The 16,416-nt window shown below is 60.8% G+C and carries 17 protein-coding genes; 11 read left to right on the top strand and 6 right to left on the bottom strand.

Going from position 1 to position 16,416, the window contains the following annotated elements; genetic code table 11:
- The first annotated feature begins 369 nt into the window (after positions 1-369).
- From ACQ4OE_RS17915 to ACQ4OE_RS17925, 3 genes are read left to right on the top strand one after another with little or no spacing between them, the layout of a single operon-like run.
- Complete coding sequence (locus ACQ4OE_RS17915) at positions 370-1,356, top strand: ABC transporter substrate-binding protein (protein ID WP_430947423.1); 987 nt, start codon at positions 370-372, stop codon at positions 1,354-1,356.
- Positions 1,357-1,366: 10 nt separating this feature from the next.
- Positions 1,367-2,170 (top strand): ABC transporter permease, encoded by an 804-nt coding sequence (locus tag ACQ4OE_RS17920; protein ID WP_122592722.1) that lies wholly within the window; start codon positions 1,367-1,369, stop codon positions 2,168-2,170.
- Positions 2,158-2,994 (top strand): ABC transporter ATP-binding protein, encoded by an 837-nt coding sequence (locus ACQ4OE_RS17925; RefSeq protein ID WP_401391814.1) that lies wholly within the window; start codon positions 2,158-2,160, stop codon positions 2,992-2,994. The genes ACQ4OE_RS17920 and ACQ4OE_RS17925 overlap by 13 nt, the downstream gene beginning before the upstream one ends.
- Before the next feature lie 53 nt (positions 2,995-3,047).
- Here the strand turns inward: ACQ4OE_RS17925 and ACQ4OE_RS17930 are convergent, their stop codons facing one another.
- Together ACQ4OE_RS17930 and ACQ4OE_RS17935 are read right to left on the bottom strand one after the other, a co-directional pair.
- Positions 3,048-4,127: an endonuclease/exonuclease/phosphatase family protein gene (locus ACQ4OE_RS17930; RefSeq protein ID WP_430947424.1), complete on the bottom strand. Its 1,080-nt coding sequence runs from the start codon at positions 4,125-4,127 to the stop codon at positions 3,048-3,050.
- A gap of 75 nt (positions 4,128-4,202) precedes the next feature.
- On the bottom strand, positions 4,203-4,874 hold the full coding sequence (locus ACQ4OE_RS17935) for a YciC family protein (protein WP_430947425.1): 672 nt from the start codon (positions 4,872-4,874) through the stop codon (positions 4,203-4,205).
- A 178-nt stretch (positions 4,875-5,052) separates the two neighbouring features.
- On the opposite strand from ACQ4OE_RS17935, the gene ACQ4OE_RS17940 reads away from it, so the two are divergent.
- From ACQ4OE_RS17940 to ACQ4OE_RS17960, 5 genes are all read left to right on the top strand, one after another.
- On the top strand, positions 5,053-5,811 hold the full coding sequence (locus tag ACQ4OE_RS17940) for a DUF2076 domain-containing protein (RefSeq protein ID WP_430947426.1): 759 nt from the start codon (positions 5,053-5,055) through the stop codon (positions 5,809-5,811).
- A 138-nt stretch (positions 5,812-5,949) separates the two neighbouring features.
- Entirely contained in the window at positions 5,950-6,429 is a 480-nt protein-coding gene (locus tag ACQ4OE_RS17945) for an NYN domain-containing protein (protein WP_007949802.1), read from the top strand.
- A 22-nt stretch (positions 6,430-6,451) separates the two neighbouring features.
- The gene (locus tag ACQ4OE_RS17950; protein ID WP_430947427.1) at positions 6,452-7,057 is read left to right on the top strand and encodes a 3'-5' exonuclease; all 606 of its coding nucleotides are present in this window, start codon (positions 6,452-6,454) and stop codon (positions 7,055-7,057) included.
- 283 nt (positions 7,058-7,340) lie between these two features.
- On the top strand, positions 7,341-8,276 hold the full coding sequence (gene yedA, locus ACQ4OE_RS17955) for a drug/metabolite exporter YedA (protein ID WP_430947428.1): 936 nt from the start codon (positions 7,341-7,343) through the stop codon (positions 8,274-8,276).
- A gap of 52 nt (positions 8,277-8,328) precedes the next feature.
- The gene (locus ACQ4OE_RS17960; RefSeq protein ID WP_007909704.1) at positions 8,329-9,666 is read left to right on the top strand and encodes a DEAD/DEAH box helicase; all 1,338 of its coding nucleotides are present in this window, start codon (positions 8,329-8,331) and stop codon (positions 9,664-9,666) included.
- A gap of 69 nt (positions 9,667-9,735) precedes the next feature.
- Here the strand turns inward: ACQ4OE_RS17960 and ACQ4OE_RS17965 are convergent, their stop codons facing one another.
- Together ACQ4OE_RS17965 and ACQ4OE_RS17970 are read right to left on the bottom strand one after the other, a co-directional pair.
- A complete protein-coding gene (locus ACQ4OE_RS17965) occupies positions 9,736-10,983 on the bottom strand; it encodes a TIGR03862 family flavoprotein (protein WP_430947429.1) in 1,248 nt (415 codons plus the stop codon).
- 292 nt (positions 10,984-11,275) lie between these two features.
- Entirely contained in the window at positions 11,276-12,196 is a 921-nt protein-coding gene (locus ACQ4OE_RS17970; protein ID WP_430947430.1) for a histone deacetylase family protein, read from the bottom strand.
- A gap of 83 nt (positions 12,197-12,279) precedes the next feature.
- On the opposite strand from ACQ4OE_RS17970, the gene ACQ4OE_RS17975 reads away from it, so the two are divergent.
- From ACQ4OE_RS17975 to ACQ4OE_RS17985, 3 genes are all read left to right on the top strand, one after another.
- Positions 12,280-12,849 carry a GNAT family N-acetyltransferase gene (locus tag ACQ4OE_RS17975; protein ID WP_122599776.1) on the top strand — a complete coding sequence of 190 codons (570 nt, stop codon included), beginning with the start codon at positions 12,280-12,282 and terminating at the stop codon, positions 12,847-12,849.
- A 109-nt stretch (positions 12,850-12,958) separates the two neighbouring features.
- On the top strand, positions 12,959-13,828 hold the full coding sequence (gene tesB / locus ACQ4OE_RS17980; RefSeq protein WP_122592730.1) for an acyl-CoA thioesterase II: 870 nt from the start codon (positions 12,959-12,961) through the stop codon (positions 13,826-13,828).
- Complete coding sequence (locus tag ACQ4OE_RS17985; protein WP_430947431.1) at positions 13,825-14,418, top strand: HAD family hydrolase; 594 nt, start codon at positions 13,825-13,827, stop codon at positions 14,416-14,418. Before tesB ends, ACQ4OE_RS17985 begins: the two co-directional genes overlap by 4 nt.
- Before the next feature lie 142 nt (positions 14,419-14,560).
- On the opposite strand, the gene ACQ4OE_RS17990 is transcribed toward ACQ4OE_RS17985, so the two are convergent.
- Both ACQ4OE_RS17990 and ypfJ read right to left on the bottom strand, forming a co-directional pair.
- Positions 14,561-15,514, bottom strand: a complete 954-nt coding sequence (locus ACQ4OE_RS17990; RefSeq protein ID WP_430947432.1) for an alpha/beta hydrolase — start codon at positions 15,512-15,514, stop codon at positions 14,561-14,563.
- Positions 15,515-16,402, bottom strand: a complete 888-nt coding sequence (gene ypfJ / locus ACQ4OE_RS17995; RefSeq protein ID WP_430947433.1) for a KPN_02809 family neutral zinc metallopeptidase — start codon at positions 16,400-16,402, stop codon at positions 15,515-15,517.
- Positions 16,403-16,416: the final 14 nt, after the last annotated feature.

Consider the following 16,416-nt stretch of genomic DNA (forward strand, 5'->3'; position numbering starts at 1 on the left):
CACCGAGTCGCCCCATTCGCGAGCAAGCTCGCTCCCACACTGGATCTACGCAGCACTGAAGATCCCTGTGGGAGCGAGCCTGCTCGCGAATGCGTTCGCCCGTTCAAAGCATTTCTCCAGACATGCACCCACCTTGCGCACCCCCGCAATCCCCGCCCTAAAGCAGTGCGCACTACCCAGTTTTTTCATCATTTGCAGCCAACAATTTCCTGATTTTCCTCACCGCGCACATGGGCCACCATCGATCTTGCCCGCCAGCCGAATGTTGTCCGCCCAAGCGTCCGCGAGAGACCAACGGCAGCAACTGCACAACGGCCGGCGACCGTACTGCCCATGACAAAACTAAATCAACAGCGTCGGGAGTGCTCCATGATCAAGTCCTTGTGTCTCCGTCTCACTCACCCTCTGGCAATCACCGCTCTTGCCGCCACGGTCGCGACCAGCGCCCAGGCCGGCACCCTGTCCATCGGCCACACCACGTGGGTCGGCTACGGCACGCTTTATCTGGCGCAGGAGCTGGGCTACTTCAAGGAAAACGGCCTGACCGTCGAATTGCCGGTGGTTGAAGAAGCGTCGATGTACATGGCCGCGCAGGCGTCCGGGCAATTGTCCGGCTCGGCGTCGACCATCGATGAAGTGCTCAAGTACCGTCCGCAGTTCTGTTTCAAAGCGGTCGCGGCGCTCGATGACAGCCATGGCGGCGACGGCGTGCTGGTCGGCAAAGACGTGAAGAGCCTGCAGGAACTCAAGGGCAAATCCGTGGCGGTCAACGAAGGTTCGACCTCGCAGTTCTGGCTCTCGTACCTGCTGAAAAAGAACGGCATGAGCATGAGCGACATCACCGTGCAGAACATGACCGCTGACGATGCTGCCACCGCGTTCATTGCCGGCCGCGTGCCCGCCGCTGTGACCTGGGAACCGCATCTGTCGATGGTCCGCGACAAGCAACAAGGCAAAGTGCTGATCGACAGCAGCAGCACCCCCGGCGTGATCGTCGATGTGGTGGCGCTCAATTGCAGCGTGATCGAGAAGCAACCGGAAGACGTCAAGGCACTGGTCGCTGGTTTGTACAAAGCCGTGCAATACACCAAGGATCATCCGGAAGACGCTTACAAAATCATGGCCAAAGGCGTCGGCGGTTATCTCTCCGATCCAAAGGAACTGGCTGCCGCGGCGCAAGGCGTGCGCTTCTACGATCAAGCGATGAGCGAAAAACTTCTCGGCTCACCGGGCAAACCGGGCGACAGCGCGCCGCTGATCAAACTGGCCAACGAAACCGCCAGCGAATTGCAGGGCAAACCTTACAACGTCAGCAACGACGATCTGGTCGACAACCGTTTCGTCAGCCCGCGCTAGGAGGTTTGCCATGTTCAAGCGCAATTCGTGGCTGAGCCGCAGCCTCACGCCGAAAACCGCGTTGCCGGTGCCAGTGGTGTGGAGTGCCAGCGCGCTGGCCTGGGTGTTGTTGGTCAGCCTCTGGGCGGGGCTTTCCTATGGCGGCATCGTCCCGGGGATGTTCCTGCCGACACCCGGCGCGGTGCTTGAAGCCGCCGTCCGCCTGAGCCGCGACGGTACGCTCGGCACGCATGTGTGGGCGAGTGTTGAAGTGGTGATGGTCGGCTTCATCGTCTCGTCGCTGGTGGCGGTGCCGTTGGGGTTGCTCATGGGCAGCTTCCGCATCGTCCAGGCATTTCTTGAACCGCTGGTGAACTTCATTCGTTACCTGCCGGTAACCTCGTTCGTGCCGCTGTTTATTTTGTGGATCGGCATCGGTCTGGAACAGCGGGTGTCGGTGATTATCTTCGGCGTGTTCTTCCAGCAATTGGTGATGATTGCCGACGTGTCGAAAGGCATTTCCAAGGATCTGATCAACGCTTCCTACACCCTGGGTTCCAGCCGTCGTGATGCGGTGTTGCATGTGATCGCGCCCGCTTCGGTTCCCGGTGTGCTCGACACCTTGCGGGTGACCATGGGCTGGGCGTGGACGTACTTGGTGGTGGCTGAACTGGTCGCCGCTTCCAGCGGTTTGGGTTACCTGAGCCTGAAGGCCATGCGCGGTTTTCAGGTCGACGTGATTTTCCTCGCTATCGCGATCATCGGCCTGCTCGGTCTGGTCACCGATCAACTGTTCCGTTTTCTTCGTCTGAGGGTTGCCGCATGGGCTCAGTGACTGCTGCCAATCATCGTTTTATCGAACCGGTTGCCGCGCCTGCGCAAGCGGCGCCGCGCTTGCAGGTGGACAAGGTCAGCCTGCGGTACAAGAAGCCCGACGGCGGCACGTTTACCGCACTGGAAGAGGTCTCGTTCGAAGTGCCGGACCAGCAGTTTGCGGTGCTGGTCGGGCCATCGGGTTGCGGTAAGTCGAGTCTGTTGTACCTGACTGCCGGTCTGGCTGAGCCGACTTCCGGTGAGATCTACGTCGGCGGCCAACAGGTGCAGGGGCCGGGCGCCGATCGCGGCATGGTCTTTCAGAGTTACACGCTGTTCCCGTGGCTGACGGTGCGGCAGAACGTCGAGTTCGGTTTGAAACGTCGCGGCATGCCGGCGGCGCGGCGCAAGGAGATTGTTGATTACTACGTCAACGAAGTCGGTCTCGCCGGGTTCGCCGACAACTACGCCAAGCAGCTGTCAGGCGGGATGATGCAGCGCGTGGCGATTGCCCGCGCACTGGCCAATGACCCGCAGATTCTGTTGATGGACGAACCGTTCGGCGCGCTGGACAGCCAGACGCGGCTGCAGATGCAGCAACTGTTGCTGCGGGTGTGGGGCAACAGCAAGAAGACCGTGCTGTTCGTCACCCATGATATCGACGAGGCGATTCTGCTCGGTGATCGGGTCTATGTAATGGGCGCCAAGCCGGGGCGGATCAAACAGATTCTCGACGTGCCGATTGAACGCCCGCGCTCATTGGACATGGTGATGGAGCGCTCGTTTATCGACATGAAACGGCAGATCTTTGGGCTGCTGCATGATGATCTGGAAGAGGTGCATTGATTCAACTGTCAAAACACTTGCCCATTATGGGAGCGGTGGTGTGCCGTTGGAATCTACGGGGTGGCGGGCAGCAGGAAGCGCGCAATCACCGGCAAGTGATCGGAAATCCGCAATGTATCGTCCTGCCGCACCAGCGCTTCAACCCGTTTGATTTTCGGGCTGTAGAACAGGTAGTCGACCGTGCGATCCGGGCCATTGAGGCCGGGATCGTTGGGGTAGTGGGTCAGCCATTGCGCGCGGTCGATGCCGCTGGCCTCGTTGTTGGTCGGGATCATCGGGTACTTGTCCCACAGCAGATGCAGTTCGCTGTCGGCGGAGTAGGGCGTGCGCTGCTCGGCGGGTAGGCGCCGGTATTGTCCGAGCGGCAGCAGATTGAAGTCGCCGCCGATCACCCACGGCAAACCCTGGCTTTCATACTTGTCGAGCACCTTGGTAACGGCGTTCAATTGCGACTGCAAGGTGTCATCCGGCTGGCTTGCGCGCTCCAGATGCGTATTGAATACGGTCAGTTGCCCGCCATCGCTGAGCGGCAGTTTGGCCGCCAGCAACGCGTCCTTGGGCTGGAACTGGCGGCTGATGAAGTTGCTCGGGGCGACCGGCAATTGCAGGCGTTCGGCGTGTTCGATGCGGTAGCGGCTGAGGGTTGCCAGTTGTCGGCCGACGCTACCGAAGATATGTGGCTCGGGGACGAAATCGGCTTTCCAGTCAAACGCGCTGGCGCTGCACGGATAAAGATCCGAAACCCGTTCCTGCAACAGCTTGAGCTGATCCTGATAATCGCTGGCCTTGGCGCCGTCATCGAGCTCCTGCAACAGCACCAGATCGGGTTGCTCGTCGCGAATCACCCGCGCCACTTCGTCGAGGCTGAAGGCCATGTCTTCCTGCGTCGGCGCTTCATCGTTGCCCTGGGCCAGGTCATTCCAGAACACATAGCGCTTGCCGGCGAGAAACTGCACGTTCCAGGTCATGACTTTCAGCGCTTGCCCCGGCACCAGTGTCGGCGGATTTGCGCTGCAACTGACGGGCAAGGTCTCGCGGGCGTCGGGGCGCCAGGTGAGGCTGAAGATCAGCGCACCGATCACGGCGATGGCGAGTACAACAAGCGACAGGGTGTAGCGCAGTAGACGGGGCATGGCTCGGCTTATGGCGTTACAGAAAGTGGCCCCGAGCATACCTGACGGTAGTCGCGAAGCCCAAGCGCTGCCGTGTCAGACCACTCCGTCACGTTTGTCAGGCGATTCGCTGATCAACATGAACAGGCGAAACAGCACCACGCTGGTGAACAGTTGCAGGAAGCTGTGCGCGCTGTCGATCAGCACAGCGAGCACCGGATTCTGCGGCTCCGGATACACCGCCAGCGTCGCGCCCTTGAGCAACCACAACGGCGTCATCACGCAGAGAATGCACAGCAGGATCCGCCAGAAATGCCCACGGGTCAGGCGCAGACTTTCCTTCATCGCCTGCAACGGGCCGAGGCCGCGCAGCACCAGCAGGTATTCGCCGAACGCGAGCATCACCATCAGCATCAGACCCGGCAGGAAGTACAACGACAAACCGAGCAGGATCAGCAGGGTATTGAGTGCCGTGAGCAGAGCAAAACGCGGCCACAAGCGTGCCGACATCGCCAACAGGTCAAGTGTGCGTGGAGATTCGCCACGGGTGCGGGCGTCGAGAAACAGGATCAGTGCGGCGGTGTACAGCGGATAGACCAGCAGGCCGACGACCACGCTGACCGAGGAAAAACGGTCGTCGGTGTTGTGATCGACCAGTTGCAGCAGCAGCGCTTCGAAGATCACCAACGGCAGGCACAGCTGCACGATGCTGACCAAATGGCGTTTGAAAAAATACAAAGAGTCGCGCAGTACTTCGAAGGCATTCATCAGTCGGTATCGCAGGTTGAAAACAGTGGCTCACTTTAACCGATGCGGTGCGCGGCGACACAAACGTAAACATTCGGTAAAGGTCGTTGAAACATCCTGTCGCTGTCTCCATTACAGGAGAGCACCTCGACCAACGTGGGCGAGGGCAACGTTATCCCCGGCAATCTACGAGGTCGCCATGAACAGCGAAGAGCAAACCCTGATCGATGGACTGTTTTCCCGGCTGCAACAGGCCGAAACGGAGGCAGCCCCGCGCGACGCCCAGGCCGAGGCGCGGATCAAGGAACACCTGACACGCCAACCGGCGGCAGGTTATTTCATGACCCAGTCGATTCTGGTGCAAGAGGCTGCGCTCAAGAGCCTCGATGAGCAGAACAAGCAACTGACCCAGCAAGTCCAGCGCTTGCAGGCTGAGCTACAGTCGGCCAAGGCCCAGAGTGCCGCACCGGCGCCGAGCGGTGGTGGCGGTTTCCTCTCGAGTATTTTCGGTGGCAGTCCGCGCCCGGCGCCGACCCAAAGTGCTGCGCCTTCGTTGACGGGCGGCTGGCGCGAACCGGCGCCGCAGCAGAACTTTGGCGCACCGCCTGCGCAACAGAATTTCGGCGCAACGCCTCCTAACTATGCGCAACAAGCGGCTCCGGCGGCCGGCAGCAGCTTCCTCGGCGGCGCCCTGAAAACCGCCGCGGGTGTGGCCGGTGGTGTGATGCTGGCGCAGGGCATCAGCAGCCTGTTCCATCACAACCAGCAGCCGGAAGAAATCGTCGAGGTCATCAAGGAAGAACCGGCGCAGGTCGCCGACCAGAGCAACAACGGTTGGGGCGATGACCAGCGTGTGGCGGACAATGGCTACGCTGTCAATGATCAGAGTGGTTTTGCCGACACCGACTACAGCGATGACAACTCATCGTTCTTCGATGACGACGATTCCTTCGTCTGACTCACCATTCGTCCGGAGCCCCTGAAGGCTCCGGACCGATTATTCGCGGAACCCTCCTGTTGGCTGGCATACTGAGCGTCTTTTTTGGGCCACGCGCCTGATCCCGCTTCGAGCGCTCGCGCGCCCACAGGAACTCCGGTGAAAAAAATCGCAGTGTTCGCCGACGTGCAGAACCTCTACTACACCGTGCGTCAGGCTTATGGTTGTCACTTCAACTACGCCGCACTGTGGGCGGACATCAGCAAGGACGGGCAGATCGTCGAAGCCTATGCCTATGCGATCGACCGCGGCGACAGCAAGCAGCAGCAGTTCCAGCAGATCCTGCGCAACCTCGGCTTCACCGTGAAGCTCAAGCCCTATATCCAGCGCAGCGACGGCTCGGCCAAGGGCGACTGGGACGTGGGCATCACCCTCGACATCATGGACGCCGCCGACCACGTCGACGAAATCGTCCTGGCCTCCGGTGACGGCGATTTCGACATGCTGCTCGAACGCATCATCAGCAAACACGGCGTGCAAGCGGTCGCCTATGGCGTGCCGGGCCTGACCGCCAATTCGCTGATCCGCGCCGCCAGCCGTTACGTGCCGATCGAAGGCGCGCTGTTGCTCAAGAATTGATTTGAACGGAGTTGAACCCGGTTTGGAACGCATTGCAGTCATCGACTTTGAAACCACTGGCCTCTCGCCGAACAGCAGCTGTCGCGCCACGGAAATCGCCGTGGTCATGCTGGAAAACGGTCGCATCGTCGAGCGCTACCAGAGCCTGATGAACGCCGGCGTCCGCGTTCCCGCGTTCATCGAACAACTGACCGGCATCAGCAACGCCATGCTCCGTACCGCGCCGCCGGCCGAGCAGGTGATGAACGAGGTCAACGAGTTTGTCGGCTGCACGCCGCTGCTCGCGCACAACGCCTCGTTCGACCAAAAGTTCTGGGACTTTGAGCTGGGCCGGATCAAGCGTACGCGGTTGCAGAACTTTGCCTGCTCGTTGCTGCTGGCACGGCGGTTGATGCCGGCGGCGCCGAACCACAAACTCGGCACCCTCACCACCTTCGCCCGCCTGCCGCACACCGGCCAGGCTCACCGAGCGATGGCGGATGCGGAAATGGCGGCCAACCTGATGGCGCATCTGGCTCAAGAGCTGCGCGGCAAGCATGGCGTGCGTGAACTGTCCCATGACCTGCTGTGCAAACTGCAGAAAGTCCCTGCCGCGAAAGTTAGCGAGCATTTGCAGCGTTATCGCTGATTCCCCACAGACCGATCGTTCCCATGCTCTGCGTGGGAATGCCTCAACGGACGCTCCGCGTTCGGCTTTGGATGGGACGCGGAGCGTCCCGGGCTGCGTTACCACGCCGAGCGTGGGAACGAGCAACTGACTCACCGCCATCGCCAGCAGGGCTGGCTCCCACATTTGTTCAGTGCTGATTTCTCAAAAGTGTACCGGCGCGATTAACGGGTTTTGTAACTTATTTTTGCCCGCCAGGCTTTCTAGAATATCCAATCCCAAGACTCTGACAGTCGAGCTGCCCATGCCTGCCCTGCGCCGTTTTTCCCTACCGCTGATTGCCGCGTTTTTTGCGCTGTATGTGATTTGGGGTTCGACCTACCTGGTGATTCGCCTCGGCGTTGAATACTGGCCGCCGCTGATGCTCGGTGGTGTGCGCTTCGTGATCGCGGGCATTTTGATGTACGCGTTCCTGCGCTGGCGCGGGGCGCCGGCGCCGACGTGGGCGCAGTGGAAAGCGGCGGGGATCATCGGGATTTTGCTGCTCAGTTTCGGTAATGGCGCGGTGAGTGTGGCCGAGCACACCGGTGTGGCTTCGGGGGTGGCGGCATTGGCGGTGGCGACGGTGCCGTTGTTTACTTTGCTGTTTGGTTATTTCTGGGGCGCGCGTAACACGCGTCTGGAATGGGCGGGTGTGGCGTTGGGGATTATCGGCATCGCCATGCTCAACATGGGTTCCAACCTGCAATCGAGTCCACTGGGCGCGGCGCTGCTGATTTTTGCGGCGGCGACCTGGGCGTTCGGTTCGGTCTGGAGCAGACATTTGCCGTTGCCGCAGGGCGCGATGGCCAGTGCGGTAGAGATGCTGGTCGGCGGTGTGGTGCTGCTGATCGGTAGCGCCGTCAGTGGCGAACGCCTGCAAGCCGTGCCGCCGATGGAAGGCTGGCTGGCGTTGGCGTACCTGATCTTCTTCGGCTCGATCATCGCCTTCAACTCTTATATGTACCTGCTCAAGCACGTGCGTCCGGCGGCGGCGACCAGTTATGCCTACGTCAACCCGGCGGTGGCGGTGTTGCTCGGGATCGTGTTTGTCGGCGAGACCATCGGCATCGAAGAAGCGCTGGCGATGCTGGTGATCATCAGCGCGGTGGTGTTGATTGGCTTGCCGCAGTGGCGTCGTCCGGCAAAGCCGCCAGTCGTGGCGCCGACAGCCGTTCGCGCAGAAACGCGTACGAATTAGGGTAAACTGCGCGGCATTGCATGCCTGCGTTATTTTTTCCTACGGTACTTCCATGACTTTCGCCACCCTTGGCCTGATCGAACCCTTGCTGCGCTCCCTCGAGAAGCTCGGCTACCAGACCCCGACGCCGGTTCAGGCGCAAGCCATTCCGGCCGTGCTGGCCGGTCGTGACCTGATGGCAGCGGCCCAGACCGGCACTGGCAAAACCGCTGGTTTCGCCTTGCCGCTCCTGCAGTTGCTGGCCATGGAAGGGCCGAAAGTCGCCGCCAACTCGGTGCGCGCCCTGATTCTGGTGCCGACCCGCGAACTGGCTGAACAGGTTCACGAAGCCGTGCGCCAGTACGCCGAAAACCTGCCGCTGCGCACTTACGCGGTGTACGGCGGCGTCAGCATCAACCCGCAAATGATGAAGCTGCGCGGCGGTGTTGATCTGTTGGTGGCGACCCCGGGTCGTTTGCTCGACCTGTTCCGTCAGAAGGCGCTGAAATTCAACCAGCTGCAAACCCTGGTGCTCGACGAAGCCGATCGCATGTTGGATCTGGGCTTCTCTGAAGAACTGTCGAACATCTATCGCGCATTGCCGAAGAAACGTCAGACGCTGCTGTTCTCCGCGACCTTCTCCGACGACATCCGCTTGCTCGCCGGGCAGATGCTCGACGATCCGCTGACCGTTGAAGTCAGCCCGCGCAACGTCGCTGCCAATACGGTCAAGCAGTGGATCGTCACCGTCGACAAGAAGCGCAAGGCCGAACTGTTCGTGCACCTGATGCGCAAGAACAAGTGGAAGCAGGTGCTGGTGTTCGCCAAGACCCGCAATGGCGTCGATGCGCTGGTGGAAAAACTTCAGGGCCTCGGTGTGAATGCCGACGGTATCCACGGCGACAAACCGCAGGCGACCCGCCAGCGTGCGCTGGATCGTTTCAAATTGAGTGAAGTGCAGATTCTGGTCGCGACCGACGTTGCCGCCCGGGGGCTGGATATCGAAGATTTGCCGCTGGTGATCAACTTCGATTTGCCGATTGTGGCTGAAGACTACATCCACCGCATCGGTCGTACCGGTCGTGCGGGCGCGACGGGTGAGGCGATCTCGCTGGTGTGCGCGGATGAAGTGAACATGTTGTCGGCGATCGAAATGCTGACGCGCCAGACCTTGAAGCGTCAGAACGAGCCTGACTTCGAACCTGAACACCGCGTGCCGGACACCGATGCGAGTGGTCAGGTGATCAAGAAGCCGAAGAAACCGAAGAAGCCGAAAGCTTCGGGCGGTGGTGGCAAGCGCAACCTCGGCAAGTGGGTCGACAGCGGTGAGACGCAGGCGCCGGAGCCTTCGGTCAAGCCTGTGCGCAAGGTGCCGGTGTTTAACACTGGGCCGCGTAAGCGTAAGCCGTAAAAGCAGCTTCGAGTGGATAGTTGCAAGCTGCAAGTTAAAAGCGCTGTGCTTTAGCTTGCAGCTTGTGGCTCAAAACCAGGCGCTGCTTTTAAGCCACTGGAGCACGCCCAGCCCCGCCGCCCGCCCGCTGGCAAAACACCCCGTCAGCAAATACCCCCCCGTCGGCGCTTCCCAATCGAGCATCTCGCCCGCGCAGAACACCCCCGGCAACGCCTTGAGCATCAAGCGCTCGTCCATCGCCTCGAACGTCACGCCACCGGCACTGCTGATCGCTTCGTCCAATGGACGGGTTTTCACCAATGTCAGCGGCAACGCCTTGATCGCCCGCGCCATTAGCGCTGGATCGGCGAAGGTCGCCGCGTCAGTCAATTCACGCAGCAACGCCGCTTTCACCCCGTCAATCCCGACCTGACTGTGCAGATGCTTGGCCATCGAACGCGAGCCGCGCGGCTTGCTCAACGCGGTCTGCAATTTATCCACGGGTCGGCCGGGCAGCAGATCGATGTGGATAACCGCCGCACCATATTGGTTGATCGCCTCACGAATCGGCGCCGACAGCGCGTAAATCAGGCTGCCTTCAATTCCGGTGGCGGTGATTACGCATTCGCCCAAGCGCGGAATGTCGTCGTTCAAACCGATGGCGATATTTTTCAGCGGTGCGCCGGCGAATTTGCTGACCATCAATTCGCTCCAGGCCTGCACCTCGAAGCCGCAATTACTTGGTTGTAACGGCGCAAGTCCTACACCGCGCTGTTCCAGCGGTAGCATCCATGCGCCGTCCGAACCGAGCCGCGACCAACTGCCGCCGCCGAGGGCGAGCAGGGTGGCGTCGGGTTTGATGGATATTTCGCCATCGGGGGTGTCGATGCGCAGCGCGCCGTGTTCATCCCAACCGAGCCAGCGATGGCGGGTGTGGATAACGACGCCGCTGTCGCGCAGGCGCTTGAGCCAAGCGCGAAGTAGCGGCGCGGCTTTCATGTCGGTAGGGAATACGCGGCCGGAGCTGCCGACGAAGGTTTCAATACCCAGGTCGTGAATCCATGTGCACAGCGCATCGGCATCGAAGCCGCGGAGCAACGGGGCGATCTGCGACGCACGTTCGGCGTAGCGCGAGAGAAACGCCGGGTATGCTTCGGAGTGGGTGATGTTCATCCCGCCAACGCCAGCCAGCAGGAATTTGCGGCCCACCGAGGGCATGCCGTCGTACAGATCGACGCGGATTCCGGCCTGGCTCAGCACTTCAGCGGCCATCAGGCCGGCGGGGCCGCCGCCGATGATGGCGACGTGAGCGGGGGAGGAGGCGGAGTTCTGGGTCATGGCGTGCGCTGCGGTATGGCGAGATAAGCCGCGCATTCTAACAGCGCAAACCAATGTGGGAGATCCCTGTGGGAGCGAGCCTGCTCGCGAAAGCGGTGGGTCAGTCAGTTGAATGTTGAGTGCTCTGACGCCTTCGCGAGCAGGCTCGCTCCCACAGGGGATTTTAGTGGATTCAGTATTTGGTTAAAAATTAGCCAGTGTTCTGTAGGCCATAGTGGATATGGCCTGCAGGCCCTTTCACTCAGGTTATCCACAGGCAGTTCCACAGCGATTGTGGGTAACGCAGCACAGCTCAATGACAGCCGAGTGACTGCCAGACCCGCTGCGCGCTGTGATGGAGGATGCCGTGACGGCGAGCGAGGGCGTGGCGATCCTTGCTGTAACCGCCGCCAATCACGCCCATCACCGGAATATCGCGGCCCAGGCAATGGCGCATCACGCTCTCATCGCGGGCGGCGACACCTTCGTCAGTCAGTTGCAGATAACCGAGGGCGTCGTCCTTGTGTACGTCGACCCCGGCGTCGTACAGCACCAGATCCGGTTGATACAGCGGCAGCAGGTAATTGAGCGTGTCGTCGACCACCTTCAGATAATCGCCATCGCCCATGCCTTTGGGCAGTGGAATGTCCCAGTCACTTTCCGCTTTGCGTGCAGGAAAATTCTTCTCGCAGTGCAGGGAAACGGTAATCGCCTCGGGCGTGTCATGAAGTATTCGAGCGGTGCCGTCGCCCTGATGCACATCGCAATCGAAGATCAGCACGCGATTGACCCGACCGCTTTGCAGCAGGTAATGGCTGATGATCGCCAGGTCATTGAAGATGCAAAAGCCCGCCGGATAGTCGTAATGCGCGTGATGGGTGCCGCCGGCCAGATGACAGGCCAAACCATGCTCCAGGGCTTTCTCCGCAGCCAGAATCGAACCGCCGACCGCGCGCACCGTGCGCCGCGCCAAGGCTTCGTTCCAGGGCAGGCCTAGACGCCGCTGGTCTTCGCGGGACAACTCGCCGCTCATGTAACGTTCGATATACGCACGGTCATGGGCGAGGGCGAGGATGTCGTTTGGGCAGATTTCCGGGCGCAGCAGGTCGCCATCGCGGGTCAGACCGCTGTCGATCAGGTGATCGCGCAGCAGACGAAACTTGTCCATCGGGAAGCGGTGATCCGCCGGAAACTCGGGGCTGTAGTCTTGGTGGTAGATCAGCGGCAATGGCATGGCAGTTTTGTGTAGGAAGTGTCGGAAAGAGTGAAGGATCCTACCAGCGATGTAGACTTGCGGCATGGAAATGGAGGGGCACGATGGAGCCGATACTGGAACTCGAAAGCGCACGCTTGCTGATGCGTCAGTGGCAGGACGAAGATTTGCCTGCATTTGCGGCGATGTGCGCCGATCCGCAGGTGATGCGCTACTTTCCACAAGCGTTGAGCCGACTGGAAAGCGCGTCGATGATCGGCCGGGTGCGCGGGCATTTTGCCGAGCACGGTTTCGGCTTGTGGGCGCTGGAGCGCAAGGACAGCGGCGAGTTCATCGGTTTCACCGGGCTCGGCGTGGTCGGCTTCGATGCGCCGTTCACTCCGGCGGTGGAAATTGGCTGGCGCCTGGCCAAGGAGCATTGGGGGCTCGGTTATGCCAGTGAAGCGGCGTGGACCGCTCTGCGTTGCGGCTTTGATCGCTTGGCCTTGAAGGAAATCGTTTCCTTCACCGCGCAAAGCAATCTGCCCTCAGAAAAAGTCATGCAGGCGATCGGCATGCATCACGCGCCGGAGGATGATTTCGATCACCCCAAGCTTGCTGTCGATCATCCGCTCAGACGCCACGTGCTCTACCGCATCACCCGGGAACAATGGCTGCAAACCTTGCATGGCTAAGCCGACACGGACGTTTACAATGGCCGCCATATCATTGGCCCGCGCCAGAATCTGAATCGGCCGCCGCAGCCAAGACTGCGCGGCATTGCTTTGTGTGAGGAGAGTCTGAATGAGCCAAGTGTTGGAAGATCTGGTCGATTTGCTGACCCTGGAACCGATCGAAGAAAACCTGTTCCGTGGCCGTAGCCAGGATCTGGGTTTCCGTCAGTTGTTCGGTGGTCAGGTGCTCGGTCAGTCGCTGTCGGCGGCCAGTCAGACGGTTGAAGAAGCGCGCCACGTGCACTCGATGCACGGTTATTTCCTGCGTCCGGGCGACGCCAAGTTGCCGGTGGTTTATTCGGTTGATCGCGTGCGCGATGGCGGCAGTTTCAGCACCCGCCGCGTCACGGCGATCCAGAAAGGCCATCCGATCTTTACCTGCAGCGCTTCGTTCCAGTACGACGAAGCGGGCTTCGAGCATCAGAGCCAGATGCCCCAGGTCGTCGGCCCGGAAAACCTGCCGTCGGAGCTGGAGCTGTTCCAGCAACGCGCGCAGCTGATCCCCGAGCACATGCGTGAAAAGCTGCTGTGCCCGAAGCCGATCGAAGTGCGCCCGGTCACTGAAAAGGATCCGTACAACCCGCAACCGGCCGATCCGGTGAAGTACGTGTGGTTCCGTGCCGACGGCGCTTTGGCCGACATTCCGGCGCTGCACAAATACTTGCTGGCTTACGCTTCCGATTTCGGTCTGCTGACCACCTCGATGCTGCCCCACGGCAAATCGGTCTGGCAGAAAGACATGCAGGTCGCCAGCCTCGATCATGCGCTGTGGTTCCACAACGATCTGCGCGCCGATGACTGGTTGCTCTACGCGATGGACAGTCCTTGGGCCGGCAATTCCCGTGGTTTTTCCCGTGGCAGCGTGTACAACCGCGCCGGGCAACTGGTCGCGTCGGTGACGCAGGAAGGCTTGATCCGCCATCGCAAGGATTGGGCATGAGCCTGAAAGAGGTGAAGCACTGGGTGTTCGATATGGACGGCACCCTGACCGTCGCCGTGCATGACTTTGCGGCGATTCGGGTAGCGCTGGGGATTGCGCCGGAGGACGACATCCTCACCCATCTCGCCGCATTGCCGGCGGATGAGGCGGCAGCGAAACACGCGTGGTTGCTGGAGCATGAGCGCGATCTGGCGCTGGGTTCGACCCCGGCCACCGGCGCGGTAGAACTGGTGCGTAACCTGCACGCGCGCGGTTATCGCCTCGGTATCCTCACCCGCAATGCGCGGGAGTTGGCGCATGTGACGCTGGAGGCGATTGGCTTGGCGGATTGCTTTGCGGTGGAAGATGTTCTGGGCCGCGATGAGGCGCCACCGAAGCCGCACCCGGATGGGTTGCTAAAACTGGCTGACGCATGGCAAGTGCCGGCGAGCGAGCTGGTGATGGTCGGCGATTACCGCTTTGATCTGGATTGCGGGCGAGCGGCGGGGGCGCGGACGGTGTTGGTGAATCTGCCGGATAACCCGTGGCCTGAGTTGACCGATTGGCATGCCAGGGATTGTGTTGAGTTGCGGCGGATGCTTTCGGTCTGAGATTTTTGCTGTCTGAAATGACGCCTTCGCAGCAGGCTCGCTCCCACATTAGATCTTCAGTGCACAGAAATTTTGTGCCACGCATCAATCCTATGTGGGAGCGAGCCTGCTCGCGAAGAGGCCAGATCATCCGTCACACAAATCACTGCTCGAACAACGCCTTCTGCCCCTCCGGCGACGTCAGCATGCCATCGCCGTTATGCCCAACCCCCGGCACTTCAACCAGTCGCTGATTGACCCCTTCCGGATGCCGGCGCAGCAAATAGCCGAAATACAATTTCCCACGTTCCAGGCGATACGCACCTTGCGCTTCAGCTTCACAACCTTTGTCCAGCGCCGGATGTTTGGGATCAATATCCTGCTGCCCAAGCAGATAAATCACCTCGCGTTTGACGTAGCCGCTCTCAAGCTGCAACGGCGTTTGCCCACCGGCGTACACCGGCATGTCTGACAGACCGTACTTCCAGCGATTGAAACCCGCGCACTTGGCGTGATCGAACGCCACCGGCCGTTGCTCATTGAAATACGCATAGGACGACGGATTGGCCACCACATAACGCAAGCGAATGCCGTTGGCCTTCAGCGCTGGCTGATCCTTGGCGAGCAGGGCATAACGCTGCACCACTTGACCGCCACCGGAATGACCGAAAATCACGATTTGCTTAACATCCGGAAACTGCTTGCGATCGCTGATCCGTCCGACGATCTCATCGAGCGCGGCGTAGGAACTCAACGGGTTCGGCCCTGTGGATAGGCCGCCGCCCATCCATTCGTTGCCCTGCCAGCGCAGCAAGGTGGCGGGGAGCGAGTACAGAGCGACATCGCTTTCATTGAGGAACTGCGGCGCAATCACCAGGGTGTGGGCGCTTTGCCCGGCCAGTTCGGCTGCGCTTTCGGCGCTTTTGCGATAGGTCTCGGCGTTGCGCAATCGTCCATGAATGACGATCAGCACACGCTCGATTTTCTCCGGCGCAGGGCCGATCCCCACCGCCATTTCCCCAGCCTTGAGTTGCAAACGACCGGGGCTGATTGCATCGACACCTGCAGCCTGCGCGGTGCTGGCAACGATCAGTAACGCCAAAAGCCATTTATGCATTTACAGGTTTTTCGCCGCGAAGGTGTCGCACTGGCCCACCTGGCCCTGCGCGAATCCGGTTTTGAACCAGCGCACCCTTTGCGCCGACGTACCGTGGGTAAACGAGTCCGGCACCACTCGGCCCTGACCCTGTTGCTGCAAGCGATCATCGCCGATGGCGTTGGCCGCGTTCAAGGCTTCTTCGATGTCGCCCGGTTCCAGCCAGTTCAGGCGTTTCTGCGCACTGTAGGCCCATACGCCGGCAAGGCAGTCGGCCTGCAATTCCTGACGCACCAGCAAACCGCCGGCACCTTCCATCTGCCGGCCTTGCTGGCGGGCTGCCTGAATTTTCGCCGATACGCCGAGAAGCGTCTGCACATGGTGTCCGACTTCGTGAGCGATCACGTAGGCCTGAGCGAAATCGCCGGCAGCCTTGAAGCGCTGGGACATTTCCTGGAAGAACGCCATGTCCAGATAGACTTTCTGGTCGGCGGGGCAGTAGAACGGGCCGGTTGCCGAGGTTGCCAGACCACAGGCGGAGTTCACCCGATTGCTGAACAGCACCAGGGTCGGGTCCTTATATTGGCGACCGGCCTGCTGGAAAATCGCGCCCCAGGTGTCTTCGGTGTCGCCGAGGATCGAACGAACGAATTCAGCCTGTTCATCGTTGGCCGGCGGCGCCTGGCGGGTTTGCGAGGTCGGCGCCGCTTGCTGGGTGGATTGCCCGGCGAGCTGACCCAGGATCTGCATTGGGTCCTGCCCGGTGATCCAGCCGATCCCGACGATCAGCAGGATCGCGCCCAGGCTCAGGCCTTTGCCGCCACCGAAGCGCATGCCACCACCACCGCCGGCATCATCACCACGGGCATCGACGACGTTGTCACTGCGTCGGCCTTTTTTCCATAGCATGTGGGAATCCTCTG

Source organism: Pseudomonas sp. WC2, assembly GCF_050586545.1.
Taxonomy (GTDB): domain Bacteria; phylum Pseudomonadota; class Gammaproteobacteria; order Pseudomonadales; family Pseudomonadaceae; genus Aquipseudomonas.

Coding starts and splice junctions, on each gene's coding strand:
- ACQ4OE_RS17990 (WP_430947432.1), bottom strand. CDS start 15,514: ATGCATAAATGGCTTTTGGCGTTACTGATCGTTGCCAGCACCGCGCAG.
- ACQ4OE_RS17965 (WP_430947429.1), bottom strand. CDS start 10,983: ATGACCCAGAACTCCGCCTCCTCCCCCGCTCACGTCGCCATCATCGGC.
- ACQ4OE_RS17935 (WP_430947425.1), bottom strand. CDS start 4,874: ATGAATGCCTTCGAAGTACTGCGCGACTCTTTGTATTTTTTCAAACGC.
- yedA (WP_430947428.1), top strand. CDS start 7,341: ATGCCTGCCCTGCGCCGTTTTTCCCTACCGCTGATTGCCGCGTTTTTT.
- ACQ4OE_RS17925 (WP_401391814.1), top strand. CDS start 2,158: ATGGGCTCAGTGACTGCTGCCAATCATCGTTTTATCGAACCGGTTGCC.
- tesB (WP_122592730.1), top strand. CDS start 12,959: ATGAGCCAAGTGTTGGAAGATCTGGTCGATTTGCTGACCCTGGAACCG.
- ACQ4OE_RS17940 (WP_430947426.1), top strand. CDS start 5,053: ATGAACAGCGAAGAGCAAACCCTGATCGATGGACTGTTTTCCCGGCTG.
- ypfJ (WP_430947433.1), bottom strand. CDS start 16,402: ATGCTATGGAAAAAAGGCCGACGCAGTGACAACGTCGTCGATGCCCGT.
- ACQ4OE_RS17920 (WP_122592722.1), top strand. CDS start 1,367: ATGTTCAAGCGCAATTCGTGGCTGAGCCGCAGCCTCACGCCGAAAACC.
- ACQ4OE_RS17970 (WP_430947430.1), bottom strand. CDS start 12,196: ATGCCATTGCCGCTGATCTACCACCAAGACTACAGCCCCGAGTTTCCG.
- ACQ4OE_RS17930 (WP_430947424.1), bottom strand. CDS start 4,127: ATGCCCCGTCTACTGCGCTACACCCTGTCGCTTGTTGTACTCGCCATC.
- ACQ4OE_RS17985 (WP_430947431.1), top strand. CDS start 13,825: ATGAGCCTGAAAGAGGTGAAGCACTGGGTGTTCGATATGGACGGCACC.
- ACQ4OE_RS17975 (WP_122599776.1), top strand. CDS start 12,280: ATGGAGCCGATACTGGAACTCGAAAGCGCACGCTTGCTGATGCGTCAG.
- ACQ4OE_RS17960 (WP_007909704.1), top strand. CDS start 8,329: ATGACTTTCGCCACCCTTGGCCTGATCGAACCCTTGCTGCGCTCCCTC.
- ACQ4OE_RS17915 (WP_430947423.1), top strand. CDS start 370: ATGATCAAGTCCTTGTGTCTCCGTCTCACTCACCCTCTGGCAATCACC.